We start from the raw sequence: 14,268 nt of genomic DNA, 5'->3' as shown, positions 1-14,268 counted from the left end.
CGATATCTGGCGGATTTCCGCCATCAATCGCGCTGCTTGCGATTTACGGTTTGTGCGGCCTTGACCACGTCGCTACCGATCACCGATTCGAACTGTTGCCACACCGGGCGCATGGCGTCGCGCCAGGCTTCGCGCTCTTCGCTGCTGAGGGTTATCAGCTGGCTACGGCCTGACTCGATGATGCGCTGGCGGTCGGCCTGGTTGGCGGCTTCGGCCTGCTTGTTCACCGCGTAGGTGACTTCATCGATGATGGCTTCCAGCTCCACGCGCATCTGATGCGGGATGCCGTACCAGAAGCGTGAGTTGCTCACCAGCATGTAGTCCAGCACGCCATGGTTGGTTTCGCTGATGAAGGGCTGCACTTCGTGCAGTTTCTGACTGTAGATGTTCGACCAGGGATTTTCCGCGCCCTGCACCTGGCCGCTCTGCAGCGCCTTGAACACTTCCGCGAAGGGCAGTTTCTGGGTGCTGGCGCCGACCTGGCGGAATTGCGCCTCCAGCACCCCTGATGGCTGGATGCGGAAGCTCAGGCCGTTGGCGTCGCCGGGCGTATGCAGCGCGCGGGTCGCCGACAGCTGCTTCATGCCGTTGTGCCAATAGGCCAGGCCGACGATGTTGTGATCTTCCATCGAGCGCAGCAGCTGGCGGCCCTTGGAACGTTTCTGGAAGCGGTTGACCGCCTCGATGTCATCGAACAGGAAGGGCAGGTCGAACACCTGCAATTGCTTGGTGTACTGCTCGAACTTGGCCAGCGAGGGCGCCAGCAGCTGCACTTCGTTGTTGCGCAGCGCCTCGAGCTCGTTGGCGTCGCCGTAGAGGCTGGAGTTCGAGTAGACCTCGACCTTCACCTTGCCGCCCAGACGCTCTTCCACCAGTTGTTTGAACATCAACGCGCCTTGGCCCTTTGGGGTGCCATCGGCGACGACGTGGGAGAATTTGATCAGGATAGGTTCATCGGCCAGTGCCGTGGCGGCACCGAAAGAGGCTAACGCCAGGGCGCAAGCGGCCAGGGCGCGGACTGGATTGAACATACTGCTTCCTTTTCTTCTTATCGGTTGCGGTGCCTTGGCAGGCGCCTCGTGTTGGTCGCTCCGCTGTTCTGTCGGGGATAGGCAGCACCCCGGACAGCTCCGAGCTGGGTCTTGCATGGCAAGGGTTATGCCATTGTGGCGATTTTCCGCCAGCCTGCTTGGGTCGTTAAAAAGCATGTGATCTGGCGCACAGCGGGTGGCGGATAACCGCCATGTGCAGGCGGGCGGGGAGCGGAAAGTTGCCGGTGCGCAGGCGACTTGTCTTCGCCTGTTATTCTGTCTCCTCGTCTGAACGCAGGAGTGCCCGAATGAGTTGGTCCGCGCAGCAGTATTCTCTCTTCGAACGCCAGCGTACTCGCCCGGTGCATGACCTGCTGGCGGCGGTACCTCGCGATGGTATCGAACTGGCCGTCGATCTGGGCTGCGGCCCCGGCAATTCCACTGGCGTATTGCAGGCGCATGCGCCACAAGCGCGAGTGATCGGTATCGACAGCAGCGAAGACATGCTGCGCGCGGCGCGTGAGCGCCTGCCACAGGTCAGCTTCCAGCTGGCAGATATCCAGCACTGGCAGGCCGAGCGCGCGCCGCAGCTGATCCTGGCCAACGCCTCACTGCAATGGTTGCCCGATCACGCGCAGCTCTATCCGCGCTTGCTCGCGCAGTTGGCGCCCGGCGGCTGGTTGGCGATACAGACGCCGGACAACCTGCAGGAGCCGGCGCATCGGCTGGCCCGTGAAGTGGCGGCCGATGAGCCCTGGGCTGCACGTATCGGTCAGGTGCGTCATGCCGAGCGGCACAGTGCGCAGACCTATTACGACATCCTCGGCGCGCATGCCAGCGAGCTGGACATCTGGCGCACGACCTATTTCCATGTGCTGGACGATGCCGCGGCGGTGGTGGAGTGGTTCAAGTCCACGGCGCTATTGCCGTTCCTGCAACCGCTGGATGCTGAGCAGCAGGTGGCATTTCTGGCGCGTTACCAAGAGGCGATCGCCGAGGCCTATCCGGCGCAGGCTGATGGCCGGGTGTTGTTGCCGTTCCCGCGGTTGTTCCTGGTTGCTCGGCGCTAGCGCAGCAAGCTGTCGCGGCTAAAGCCCCTCCCACAGGTTTGTGGTGACTGGTGGGAGGGGCTTAGCCGCGATCCTTAAACGAAAAGCCCCGCATCTGCGGGGCTTTTCGTTCAGTGCGCCAGGGCAACCAGTCCGGCGTGTTGCACCAGTTCCAGCAACGGCTGAGGGTAAACGCCGATGATGAAGGCGAGCAGGGCGACCACCAGCAGCATGATGCCACCGGCGCGCTGGCCCCAGTCGAAGGGGGCGTCGTGGCGATGCATGTTGGGTTCGCGCATGAACAGGGTGACCATCACCCGCAGGTAATAGAACACGCCGATGGCGCTACCCAGCACCATGGCGCCGAGCAGCCACCACAGCTGCGCCTCGACACCGGCGGCGATCACGTAGAACTTGCCGATGAAGCCTGCCGTCAGCGGAATGCCGGCCAGCGACAGCATCATCACCGTAAGCACGGCGGTCAGGTAAGGGCGCCGCCAGAACAGGCCACGGTACTCGTACAGTGCATCGGCATCGCGGCCACTGTAGGGCGTGGACATCAGGGTGATCACGCCGAACGCACCCAAGCTGGTCAGCACGTAGGTGGCCAGGTAAACGCCCACCGCTTCCACGGCCAGGCCCTTGCTGGCGATCAGCGCCACCAGCAGGTAGCCGAAGTGGGCGATGGAGGAGTAACCCAGCAGGCGTTTGAGGTTGTTCTGCAGCAGGGCCAGCAGGTTGCCGAACAGGATCGAGGCAATGGCGATCAGGGTCAGCAGGTCGCTCAGCCAACCGCCGCTCATGGCCGGGGATATCTGGTACAGGCGCAGCAGCACGGCGAATACCGCCACCTTGCTGGCGGTGGCCAGGAAGGCCGCCACCGGTGCCGGCGCGCCTTCGTAGACGTCCGGTGTCCAAAGGTGGAAGGGCACCAGCGACAGCTTGAAGGCCAGGCCGATGAGCATCATGCCGATGCCGATCTGCACCAGTTGGCTGCTCTCGCGTGCCAGGCTGACACCCAGGTCGACGAACGCCAGGTTGCCGGACTCGGCGTACAGCAGCGCCATGCCAAATAGCAGGAAGGCCGAACCAGCGGCGGACAGCACCATGTACTTGATGCCGGCTTCCAGCGAGCGCTTGTTGAAGAAGGCGTAGGCGATCATCCCGTAGGTCGGCACCGACAGCAGCTCCAGGCCAATGAAAAGACCAGCCAGATGTTGCGCGCTGACCAGCACCAGACCGCCGGCAGCCGACAGCAGCACCAGCAGGTAGAGTTCCTCGCGGTTGCGTGGGTAACCCTTGCCCGACTCACCTCCCAGGTAGGCATGAATAAGCGTGATGCAGGCCAGGCTGGCGGCCAGCACCAGCGCCATGTAGTAGCAGGCGAAGTTGTCGATCAGCAGCAGCGGGGTGACTTCCAGTGGTGCCACGTCCAGCGTTGGAATGAGCGACAGCAGCGCCAGATTCAGGCCCGCGACCGAGAGGATGAAGGTCACCGTGTGATTACGCTTGGCGGCGATCGCCAGCATCACCACGACAGCGGTGAGGCTGGTCACCAGCAGCGGCAGCAGGGCGATCAGGTGTTGCAGGGTGAATTCGACAGCGTGATGTTCCATGAGTCTCTAATCCTTACCCTTACCGGCCCGAGGCGAGTTGATCGAGGGCGCCAGCCATCCACTGCTGTACGCCATGCATGCTGGCAGCAGAGGTATCGAGCACCGGTTGCGGGTAAACGCCAAGCAGAATCAGCAGCACGCCAAGGCCGAGCACCATGGCCAGCTCGCGAGCTTTCAGGCCCGGCAGCGGCGCTTCCTGTTGCACCGGGCCGAAGTAGGCGCGGTGGATCATCGCCAGGGCGTACACCGAGCCGAGTACCAGGCCGCTGGCAGCCAGCACCACGACCCAGGGCGCGCTGGGGAAGCTACCGATCAGGATGAGGAATTCACCGACGAAGTTACCGGTGCCCGGCAGGCCCAGCGCGGCGGCGGCGAAGAACAGGCTGATGGCCGGCAGCCAAGGCATGCGCGCCCAGATCCCGCCCATCTGGCGCAGATCACGGGTGTGCACGCGCTCGTACAGCTGGCCGCACAGTATGAACAGCGCAGCAGCGGACAGGCCGTGGGCAACCATCTGTACCACTGCACCCTGCAGGGCGATCTGGCTGCCGGAATAGATGGCGATCAGCACGAAGCCCATGTGCGACACGCTGGAGTAGGCCACCAGGCGCTTGATGTCGGTCTGCGCGAACGACAGCAGTGCCCCGTAGATGATGGCGAATACGCCGAGCCACTGGGCGATGGGCGCGAATTCCGCCGAGGCATTGGGGAACAGCGGCAGGGCGAAGCGCAGCAGGCCGTAGGCGGCGGTCTTCAGCAGGATGCCGGCCAGGTCGACGGAGCCGGCGGTCGGTGCCTGGGCGTGGGCGTCCGGCAGCCAGGAGTGCACCGGCACCACCGGGAACTTCACCGCGAAGGCGACGAAGAAACCGAGCATCAGCAGGTATTCGGTGCCCGGCGCCAGTTCGGTCTTCAGCAGGTCGGCGTAGTTGAAGGTCAGCACGCCGGTCTGGTTGAAGTGCACGAACACCAGGGCCAGGATCGACACCAGCATCACAAGGCCGCTGGCCTGGGTGAAGATGAAGAACTTGGTGGCGGCGGTGATGCGGGTGCGGCCGTCGCTGCCGCTATGACCCCAGAGCGCGATGAGAAAATACATCGGCACCAGCATCATTTCCCAGAAGAAGAAGAACAGGAACAGGTCGACGGCGAGGAACACGCCGACCACGCCGCCGAGAATCCACATCAGGTTGAGGTGGAAGAAGCCGACGCGGTGCTGGATCTCGTTCCACGAGCAGAGCACCGAGAGCACGCCGAGCAGGCCGGTGAGCACCACCATCAGCACCGACAGGCCGTCCATCGCCAGGTGGATGGTGATGCCCATGCGCGGGATCCAGTCGATGACGAACTCGTGGGCCCAGCGCGGGCCGCCGTCCGGCGCCGGCGCCAGGGTGAAGTCACCGCTGACCCACAGCCACAGGCTCAGGCCGAACAGCAGGCCCATGGTGAGCAGGGCGATCCAGCGCGGCAGAACGTGGCCGAAGCGCTCGCCTTGCCAGCACAGCAGGCCACCGATGAAGGGGATCAGGATTAGCCAGGGCAGAATCATGACAGGCTGTTTTCCTTAACTCAAAAATAGGATGGCGGCGAGCACCAGCACGGCGCCCCCGGCGATCGAAGCGGCGTACCAGCGCACCTGGCCGTTCTCGCTGCGCACCAGTGCGGCGTTGCCACCGCGCGCAAGCAGCGGAATCAGGCCGATGCTGCGGTCGATGGGGTCGCGGCGCAGCAGGTGGCAGAGCGCAAGGTAGGGGCGCACGAACAACTTGTCGTAGAGCCAGTCGAAGCCCCAGGCAGCGAACCACAGGGCGCTCAGCAGGCGACCCGGCGCGCTCTGCGCCACGGCGGATGCAACGCGGCGCTGGCCGAGGAAGAGCAGGGCGGCGATGACGATGCCGCTCACCGCGATCAGCCCCGACAGCAGTTCCAGGCTGTGCTTGGCCTCGCCACCGGCATGGCCGGCACTTTGCGGCAGCACACCGGCCAGCGGCGGGGTGATCCAGGCGCCGATGAAGGTGGACAGCACGATCAGCACCATTAGCGGCAGGTTGTGGGCAATGCCATGGCCTGCGTGTGCCTCGGTCTTCTGCTCGCTATGGAAGGCGATGAAGATCAGGCGGAAGGTGTAGATCGAGGTCAGGAAGGCACCGACCAGGCCGGCGTAGAGCAGCTCGCTGTGGCCGCTGGCGAAAGCTTCCCAAAGGATTTCGTCCTTGGAGTAGAAGCCGGCGGTCAGCAGCGGCAGGGCGGCCAGCGCCGCACCACCGACGACGAAACTGGCGTAGGCCAGTGGCAGCTTCTTCCACAGCCCGCCCATCTTGAAGATGTTCTGCTCGTGGTGGCAGGCGTGGATCACTGCACCGGAGGCGAGGAACAGCAGGGCCTTGAAGAAGGCGTGGGTCATCAGGTGGAAGATCGCCGCATCCCAGGCGCCAACGCCCAGCGCCAGGAACATGTAGCCGATCTGGCTCATGGTCGAATAGGCGAGGATGCGCTTGATGTCGGTCTGCACCAGCGCGGCGAAGCCGGCCAGCACCAGGGTCACGCCGCCGACGATGCCGACCAGTTCGAGAATCTCCGGGGTCAGCAGGAACAGGCCGTGGGTACGGGCGATCAGGTACACGCCGGCGGTGACCATGGTCGCCGCGTGGATCAGCGCCGACACCGGGGTCGGGCCGGCCATGGCGTCGGCCAGCCAGGTCTGCAGCGGCAACTGGGCGGACTTGCCCACCGCGCCGCCCAGCAGCATCAGCGTGGCGAGCCACAGCCAGGCGTCGCCGGCCGCGTACTGCTGCGGCGCCAGCACCATCAGCTCCTGGATGTTCAGGGTGCCGAGATTGATGAACAGCAAGAACATGCCGATCATCAGGAACACGTCGCCGACGCGGGTGACGATGAACGCCTTGAGCGCCGCGTTACCGTTGGGCACGTGCTTGTAGTAGAAGCCGATCAGCAGGTACGAGCACAGGCCCACGCCTTCCCAGCCGAAGAACAGCACCAGCAGGTTGTCGCCGAGAACCAGCAGCAACATGCTGAAGATGAACAGGTTGGTGTAGGCGAAGAAGCGCGAATAGCCTTCTTCACCGCGCATGTACCAGCTGGCGAACAGGTGGATCAGGAAACCCACGCCGGTGACCACGCCGAGCATGGTTGCCGACAGGCCGTCCAGATGCAGGGTGAAGCTCGGCGCCAGGCCTTCGACATTCATCCACTGCCACAGGGTCAGGCTGTAGGCGCCGCCGGCCGGCGGATTGCCGAGAAACGCGGCGATTACCCAGGCGGCGCTGGCGGCGGCCAGGCCGATGGAGCCCACACCGATCAGCGCACTGGTGTTTTCCGAGAAGCGTCCGCGCGAGAAGGCCAGCAGCAGCCAGCCGAGCAGCGGGAAGAATAGAGTCAGGGCTAGAAGGTTCATCTGCGCATCTCGCTGGCAGCGTCGATATCCAGAGTGTTGAAGCGGCGATACAGCTGCAGCAGGATCGCCAGGCCGATACTGGCCTCCGCGGCTGCCAGGGTGATCACCAGAATGAACATCACCTGGCCGTCAGCCGCGCCCCAGCGGGCACCGGCAACGACGAAGGCGAGCGCGGCGGCATTCATCATCACTTCCAGGCTCATCAGGATGAACAGGATGTTGCGCCGCACCATCAGACCGACCAGGCCGATGCAGAACAGCACGCCGGCCAGAGCCAGGCCGTGCTCGAGTGGAATGCCGGTCATGCGTTTGGCTCCTTGGCGTCGTGGCGGCCCAGGTGGTAGGCGGCGACCAGCGCGGCGAGCAGCAGCATGGAAGCCAGCTCCACCGCCAGCAGATAAGGGCCGAACAGGCTGATGCCGACGGCCTTGGCCTCGACCGTGGTGTGGCCGATATGGGCGTTGCTGACGTGGTTGAGCAGCACATAGAGCAACTGGCCGAGCAGCAGGGCGCTGAGAATCGCCGGGCCAACCCAGATGCCGGGTGTCATCCACTTGCGCTCCTGCTCGGCGGCAGCCGGGCCGAGGTTGAGCATCATCACCACGAAGACGAACAGCACCATGATGGCGCCGGCATAGACGATGATTTCCAGCGCGCCGGCAAAGGGGGCGCCGAGGGCGAAGAACACCATCGACACCGCCAGTAGCGAGACGATGAGATAGAGCAGGGCATGCACCGGGTTGGTGTTGGTGACCACTCCGACCGTCGATGCCACCGCCACGCCGGCGGCGAAGTAGAACGCGAATTCCATCAGAAACTCCTCACTCCGCTCGCCTCATGAGAAGCAGCGGCATATCTCGGGATATGACGCCAAAGCCGTAGGAGCGAGCTCTGCTCGCGAAGCGTTTGGCGTTGTCTGCGTTCGCGAGCAGAGCTCGCTCCTACAGGGCGGGAAAACCCATGACCCTGGCTCATGGCAACAGCCCCTTGACGTTGATCGGCTCGGCCTCGTTCTGCGCGGCGCCCTTGGGCTTGCCGGCGATGGCCATACCGGCAACGCGGTAGAAGTTGTAGTCCGGGTTCTTGCCGGGGCCGCTGATCAGCAGGTCTTCCTTCTCGTACACCAGATCCTGACGCTTGAACTCGCCCATCTCGAAATCGGGCGTGAGCTGGATCGCAGTGGTCGGGCAGGCTTCCTCGCACAGGCCGCAGAAGATGCAGCGCGAGAAGTTGATGCGGAAGAACTCCGGGTGCCAGCGCCCGTCATCGGTCTCGGCCTTCTGCAGCGAGATGCAGCCCACCGGGCAGGCCACGGCGCAAAGGTTGCAGGCGACGCAGCGTTCCTCGCCGTCGGGGTCGCGGGTCAGGACGATGCGGCCACGGTAGCGCGGCGGCAGGTAGACCGGCTCTTCCGGGTATTGCAGGGTGTCGCGTTTGCGAAAGCCATGGCTGAAGACCATGGCTAGGCTGCGCAGTTGGGTGCCGGTACCGACCAGCACGTCCCAGATGTACTTGAACATTGCTTTTCTCCTTACTGGGCCGTGGCCAGCACGACGGCGCCGGTCACCAGTAGGTTGATCAGGGTCAGCGGCAGGCAGAACTTCCAGCTGAAGGCCATGACCTGGTCATAGCGCGGGCGTGGGATCGACGCGCGCAGCAGGATGAAGATCATGATGAAGAAGGCCGTTTTCAGCGCGAACCAGAAGAACGGAATCTGCGGCAGGATGCCGAACGGGCTGTGCCAGCCACCAAAGAACAGGGTTACCAGCAGCGCCGACACGGTGACGATGGCCACGTATTCGCCAACGAAGAACATGCCCCATTTCATCCCGGCGTATTCGATGTGGTAACCATCGGCCAGCTCCTGCTCGGCTTCCGGCTGGTCGAATGGGTGACGGTGAGTCACGGCGACGGCAGCGATGAAGAAGGTACAGAAGCCGAAGAACTGCGGAATGATGAACCACAGGTTCTGCGCCTGGTAATCGACGATGTCGCGCATGTTGAACGAGCCGACCTGCGCCACCACGCCCATCAGCGCCAGGGCCAGGAAAACCTCGTAGGACACCGTCTGCGCCGAAGCGCGCAGGGCACCGAGCAGGGCGAACTTGTTGTTGCTCGACCAGCCGGCGAACAGCACGGCATAGACCGACAAGCCGGCCATGGCGAAGAAGAACAGGATGCCGATGTTCAGATCCGCCACGCCCCAGGTCGGGGTGATGGGGATGATGGCGAAGGCCATCAGCATCGCCGAGAAGGCGATCATCGGTGCCAGGATGAATATGAACCTGTCGGCGAACGGCGGCGTCCAGTCCTCCTTGAAGAACATCTTGATCATGTCGGCGGCGATCTGAAACATGCCGAACGGCCCCACACGGTTGGGGCCGTAGCGATCCTGCCACCAGCCGAGCAGGCGGCGCTCGATGAAGCTCAGCAGCGCGCCGCAGACCACCACCACCAGCAGGATGACGATGGCCTTGAGTACCGCGATGACGATCTCGATCAGTTCGGGCGTCAACCAGCTCATTGCGCGGCCTCCTGCAGCAGGGTCACGCTGGCGCCGGCGACGGCTGCCGGAATACCTGGCAAGCCGACCGGCAGGCCGACCAGGCCAACGGCCAGATCATCACGCACCTGCAGCGGCAGGCGCAGTGCCTGACCGTTGACGCGCAGGGCCAGCAGCGCGCCGTCGTTCACGCCAAAGCGTGCCGCTTCATCGCGGGCCAGGGCCACGTAGGGCTCGGGCATGCGCTCCTGAATCGGTTTGGCGCGCGCGGAGTTTTCCTCGCTGCCGAACAGGTGGTGCAGCGGCGCCACCTGCCAGGTGCCGGCTGCCGGGTTGAACGCGGCGTTCACGGCGAACCACGGCAGGACGTTACCGGCGGCTTCGAGCAGGCGCACGCCGGGGTCGCCGGCACGCAGGTGACCACCGACCTCGTCCTGGAACTTGTTCCACGCCTGCGGCGAGTTCCAGCCCGGCGACCAGGCGAACGGAATCTGCTGCCGATCTTCCTTGCTGCCGGCGTAGCCTTCCATGGAGAAGGCGAAGGCGGTGTCCTGATCCTGCGGCTGACGCGGCTCGTGCACGCTGACATTGGCGCGCATGGCGGTACGACCACTGTAGCGGTGCGGCTCGCGGGCGAGCTTGAGCCCCTTGATGCGGAACGAGGCAATCGGCGCGGCGTCCTTGATGCCCGCCAGCAACGGATTACTGGCGGCGCAGGCCGCGGTGACCTGGTCCAGTTGCGTCCAGTCCACGGCCTTGCCCTGCAGGGTGCTGTGCAGCGCGTGCAGCCAGCGCCAGCCTTCGCGGATCAGAATGCCCGCGTCGTAGTAGCTCGGCTCATAGACCTGGAAGAAGCGCTGGGCGCGGCCTTCGAGGCTGACCAGGGTGCCGTCGCCTTCGGCGAAGCTGGCCGCCGGCAGCAGCAGATGGGCGCGTTCGCTGGTGGCGGTGCGCTGGTGATCGGCGACGATCACCGCTTGCGCGGCGCTGAGCGCGGCGTCGACCTTGGCCGCATCGGCGCGGCGGTACAGGTCGTTTTCCAGCACGATGACGGCATCGGTCTGGCCGTTGCTCAGAGCATCGAGTGCGGCATCGACGGACTCGCCGCCCTGCTCTTTATCCAGAAGAAGTGCCAGCCCCAGGCTGTTGGCCTCGGGTACCACCAGGCTCAGCGAGCCGTTCTTCTCGCGGTTCTTCAGCGCGCTGGCGATATTGGCGGCGGCTTCGATCACGGCCTTGTCGCCCAGGGAGGCGCCGGAAACGACCAGCGGGCGCTTGGCATTTATCAGGGCATCGGCGATGCGCTGCACCAGTTCGCCGGCTTCGGCGTCCAGGCCATCGACGGCCGGTGCGCTCGGGTCGATGGCGTGGGCCACGGCGAAACCGATACGGGCCAGGTCGGCCGGTGCGGCGTGCACGCACTGCTCGGCGATATCGTCGAGGCGGGTTTCCGCGACGCTGGCGATAAACAGCGGGTGCAGGGCGTGCTGGGCGACGTTCTGCACAGCCGCCATGTGCCAGTCCTGAATACGCGCACCGGCAGCGATTTCGGTGGCCTTGCCCTTGACCGCCTGGCGCAGGGCCAGGGCCATGCGTGCGGCGGTCTGGGTCAGGTCCTCGCCGAGGACGAAGATGGCGTCGTGCAGTTCGACATCGCGCAGGGTCGGCGTCGGCAGCGGGCCGTTTTGCAGGATGTCGCGGATCAGGCGGATATTGGCCAATTCGCTGGCGGCGATGCCGCTGTAAAAGTTGCTGGCGCCGACCAGTTCGCGCAGGGCGAAGTTGGATTCCAGGCTGGCGCGCGGCGAGCCAATGCCGATCACGCGCTTGCCCTTGAGCAGCTCGGCGGCCTTGTCCAGCGCGGCATCGATGCCGATGGCCTGGCCAGCCAGCAGCGGCTGACGCGGGCGATCCGCATTGTTGACGTAGCCATAGCCGAAGCGGCCACGGTCACAGAGGAAGTACTGGTTCACCGAGCCGTTGAAGCGGTTCTCGATACGTCGCAGCTCGCCGTAGCGCTCACCGGGGCTGATGTTGCAGCCGCTGGAGCAGCCGTGGCAGATGCTCGGGGCGAATTGCATGTCCCACTTGCGGTTGTAGCGCTCGGAGTGGGTCTTGTCGGTGAACACGCCGGTCGGGCAGACCTCCACCAGGTTGCCGGAAAACTCGCTTTCCAGCGTGCCGTCCTCGACACGGCCGAAGTACACGTTGTCATGCGCGCCATAGACGCCCAGGTCGGTGCCGCCGGCGTAATCCTTGTAATAGCGCACGCAGCGGTAGCAGGCGATGCAGCGGTTCATCTCGTGGGCGATGAAGGGGCCGAGTTCCTGGTTCTGGTGGGTACGCTTGGTGAAGCGATAGCGACGGGCGTTGTGGCCGGTCATCACCGTCATGTCCTGCAGGTGGCAGTGACCACCTTCCTCGCACACCGGGCAGTCGTGCGGGTGGTTGGTCATCAGCCATTCGACGACGCTAGCGCGGAACGCCTTGGATTCCTCGTCGTCGATGCTGATCCAGGTGTTGTCGGTGGCGGGCGTCATGCAGGACATGACGATGCGACCACGGGTGTCGTTCTCGTCGTTGTACTGCTTGACCGCGCACTGGCGGCAGGCGCCGACGCTGCCCAGCGCCGGATGCCAGCAGAAGTAGGGGATATCGAGTCCGAGGGACAGGCAGGCCTGCAGGAGGTTGTCTGCACCATCGACTTCGAAATCTTTGCCGTCTACGTGGATAGTGGCCATTTCTTTAAGTCTTCGTTTACCCGCTTCATAAAAGCGGCTGGCTAAGGGAATTCGTCTGTTCAGCTCGCACTTGCCGGCATGCGGGGCGTAGTCGCCACCTTGGCCACACCGGCCTGGGCCATTCCGGCCTCGAACTCTTCACGGAAATACTTGATCGCGCTGCCCAACGGCTCCACGGCGCCTGGCGCGTGAGCACAGAAGGTCTTGCCCGGGCCGAGGAAGTTGACCAGGCCGAGCAGGGTGGCGATGTCCTCGCGGGTGCCTTCGCCACGCTCCAGGGCGCGGAGAATCTTCACGCTCCATGGCAGGCCGTCGCGGCACGGCGTGCACCAGCCGCAGGACTCGCGGGCGAAGAACTCTTCCATGTTGCGCAGCAGGGAGACCATGTTGATCGAGTCGTCCACCGCCAGCGCCAGGCCGGTGCCCATACGCGTGCCGACCTTGGCGATGCCGCCGGCGTACATCTGCGCCTCGAGGTGCTCGGGCAGCAGGAAACCGGTGCCGGCGCCGCCGGGCTGCCAGCATTTGAGGCGATAGCCGTCGCGCATGCCGCCGGCGTAGTCCTCGAACAGTTCGCGCGCTGTAATGCCGAACGGCAGTTCCCACAGGCCGGGGTTCTTCACCTTGCCGGAGAAGCCCATCAGCTTGGTGCCGTGGTCTTCGCTGCCCGGGAGGGCGAGGCCCTTGTACCACTCCACGCCCTGGCCGACGATGGCCGGCACGTTGCACAGGGTCTCGACGTTATTGACGCAGGTCGGCTTGCCCCACACGCCGACGGCAGCGGGGAAGGGCGGCTTGGCGCGCGGGTTGGCACGGCGGCCTTCCAGCGAGTTGATCAGCGCGGTTTCCTCGCCGCAGATGTAGCGGCCGGCGCCGGTGTGCACGAACAGCTCGAAATCGAAGCCTGAGCCGAAGATGTTCTTGCCCAAGAGGCCTGCAGCCTTGGCTTCGTCGATGGCGCGGTTGAGGTTGGCGGCGGCGTCGACGTATTCGCCGCGCAGGAAGATGTAGCCGCGGTAGGCCTTGAGGGCGCGCGCGGAGATCAGCATGCCTTCCACCAGCAGGTGCGGCAGCTGCTCCATCAGCAGGCGGTCTTTCCAGGTGTTGGGCTCCATCTCATCCGCATTGCACAGCAGGTAGCGGATGTTCATGGATTCGTCGGCCGGCATCAGGCCCCACTTCACCCCGGTGGGGAAGCCTGCGCCGCCGCGACCCTTGAGCCCGGATTCCTTGACGGTCTGCACGATGTCGGCCTGGGCCATCTCGGTCAGTGCCTTGCGTGCGGCCGTGTAGCCGTTCTTCTGCTGGTATTCCTCCAGCCACACCGGCTGGGCGTCGTCACGCAGGCGCCAGGTCAGCGGATGGGTTTCTTCGCTGCGGGCGATGCGGTTGGCTGGGCCGATGGAGGTCAACATCTTCATTTGTACTCCTCCAGCAGCTTGGCGACGCCGTCAGGTTGAACATCGCCGAAGGTGTCGTCGTCGATCATCAGCGCCGGAGCCTTGTCGCAGTTGCCCAGGCAGCACACCGGCAGCAGGGTGAAACGCTGGTCGGCGGTGGTCTGGCCGAGACCGATGCCAAGTTGCTTCTGCATCTCACTGACCACCGACTCATGGCCGCCGATGTAGCAGGTCATGCTGTCGCACACGCGAATCACGTGACGACCGACGGGTTGACGGAATATCTGACTGTAGAAGGTGGCCACGCCTTCGACGTCGCTGGCCGGGATGCCGAGAATTTCGCCAATGGCGTCAGCAGCGCCGTCCGGCACCCAGCCGCGTTGCTTCTGCACGATCTTCAGCGCTTCGATGCTGGCGGCGCGCGGGTCTTCGTAGTGGTGCATCTCGTGCTCGATGGCTGAGCGCTCGCTTTCGCTGAGGGTGAAACGGTCGGTCTGAATTAGCGTGTTCATG

At 64.6% G+C, this 14,268-nt stretch carries 12 protein-coding genes; 1 reads left to right on the top strand and 11 read right to left on the bottom strand.

What is annotated here, in order from left to right; genetic code table 11:
• Positions 1-23 precede the first annotated feature (23 nt).
• Complete coding sequence (locus tag B2U07_RS01245; RefSeq protein WP_275544988.1) at positions 24-1,031, bottom strand: TRAP transporter substrate-binding protein; 1,008 nt, start codon at positions 1,029-1,031, stop codon at positions 24-26.
• A 308-nt stretch (positions 1,032-1,339) separates the two neighbouring features.
• Between B2U07_RS01245 and tam the strand changes: the two genes are divergently transcribed.
• Complete coding sequence (tam, locus tag B2U07_RS01240; protein WP_275544989.1) at positions 1,340-2,101, top strand: trans-aconitate 2-methyltransferase; 762 nt, start codon at positions 1,340-1,342, stop codon at positions 2,099-2,101.
• 110 nt (positions 2,102-2,211) lie between these two features.
• On the opposite strand, the gene nuoN is transcribed toward tam, so the two are convergent.
• From nuoN to nuoE, 10 genes are all read right to left on the bottom strand, one after another.
• A complete protein-coding gene (gene nuoN / locus B2U07_RS01235) occupies positions 2,212-3,696 on the bottom strand; it encodes an NADH-quinone oxidoreductase subunit NuoN (protein ID WP_275544990.1) in 1,485 nt (494 codons plus the stop codon).
• A 19-nt stretch (positions 3,697-3,715) separates the two neighbouring features.
• Positions 3,716-5,245: an NADH-quinone oxidoreductase subunit M gene (gene nuoM, locus B2U07_RS01230; RefSeq protein WP_275544991.1), complete on the bottom strand. Its 1,530-nt coding sequence runs from the start codon at positions 5,243-5,245 to the stop codon at positions 3,716-3,718.
• 15 nt (positions 5,246-5,260) lie between these two features.
• The gene (gene nuoL, locus B2U07_RS01225; RefSeq protein ID WP_275544992.1) at positions 5,261-7,111 is read right to left on the bottom strand and encodes an NADH-quinone oxidoreductase subunit L; all 1,851 of its coding nucleotides are present in this window, start codon (positions 7,109-7,111) and stop codon (positions 5,261-5,263) included.
• The gene (gene nuoK, locus B2U07_RS01220) at positions 7,108-7,416 is read right to left on the bottom strand and encodes an NADH-quinone oxidoreductase subunit NuoK (RefSeq protein WP_275544993.1); all 309 of its coding nucleotides are present in this window, start codon (positions 7,414-7,416) and stop codon (positions 7,108-7,110) included. The genes nuoL and nuoK overlap by 4 nt, the downstream gene beginning before the upstream one ends.
• Positions 7,413-7,922, bottom strand: coding sequence for an NADH-quinone oxidoreductase subunit J (gene nuoJ / locus B2U07_RS01215; protein ID WP_275544994.1), 510 nt, complete (start codon positions 7,920-7,922; stop codon positions 7,413-7,415). The genes nuoK and nuoJ overlap by 4 nt, the downstream gene beginning before the upstream one ends.
• A 160-nt stretch (positions 7,923-8,082) precedes the next feature.
• Positions 8,083-8,631, bottom strand: a complete 549-nt coding sequence (gene nuoI, locus B2U07_RS01210; protein WP_275544995.1) for an NADH-quinone oxidoreductase subunit NuoI — start codon at positions 8,629-8,631, stop codon at positions 8,083-8,085.
• 11 nt (positions 8,632-8,642) lie between these two features.
• Positions 8,643-9,635, bottom strand: coding sequence for an NADH-quinone oxidoreductase subunit NuoH (gene nuoH, locus B2U07_RS01205; RefSeq protein WP_275544996.1), 993 nt, complete (start codon positions 9,633-9,635; stop codon positions 8,643-8,645).
• On the bottom strand, positions 9,632-12,355 hold the full coding sequence (nuoG, locus tag B2U07_RS01200) for an NADH-quinone oxidoreductase subunit NuoG (protein WP_275544997.1): 2,724 nt from the start codon (positions 12,353-12,355) through the stop codon (positions 9,632-9,634). The genes nuoH and nuoG overlap by 4 nt, the downstream gene beginning before the upstream one ends.
• 59 nt (positions 12,356-12,414) lie before the next feature.
• On the bottom strand, positions 12,415-13,776 hold the full coding sequence (nuoF, locus tag B2U07_RS01195; protein WP_275544998.1) for an NADH-quinone oxidoreductase subunit NuoF: 1,362 nt from the start codon (positions 13,774-13,776) through the stop codon (positions 12,415-12,417).
• Entirely contained in the window at positions 13,773-14,267 is a 495-nt protein-coding gene (gene nuoE / locus B2U07_RS01190; protein WP_419096303.1) for an NADH-quinone oxidoreductase subunit NuoE, read from the bottom strand. The genes nuoF and nuoE overlap by 4 nt, the downstream gene beginning before the upstream one ends.
• Between the last annotated feature and the right edge of the window lies 1 nt (position 14,268).

This window comes from Pseudomonas sp. UBA7530, assembly GCF_002479365.1.
In the GTDB taxonomy this organism is placed as follows: Bacteria; Pseudomonadota; Gammaproteobacteria; order Pseudomonadales; family Pseudomonadaceae; genus Aquipseudomonas.
This window is presented reverse-complemented; position numbering and strand designations above follow the sequence as displayed.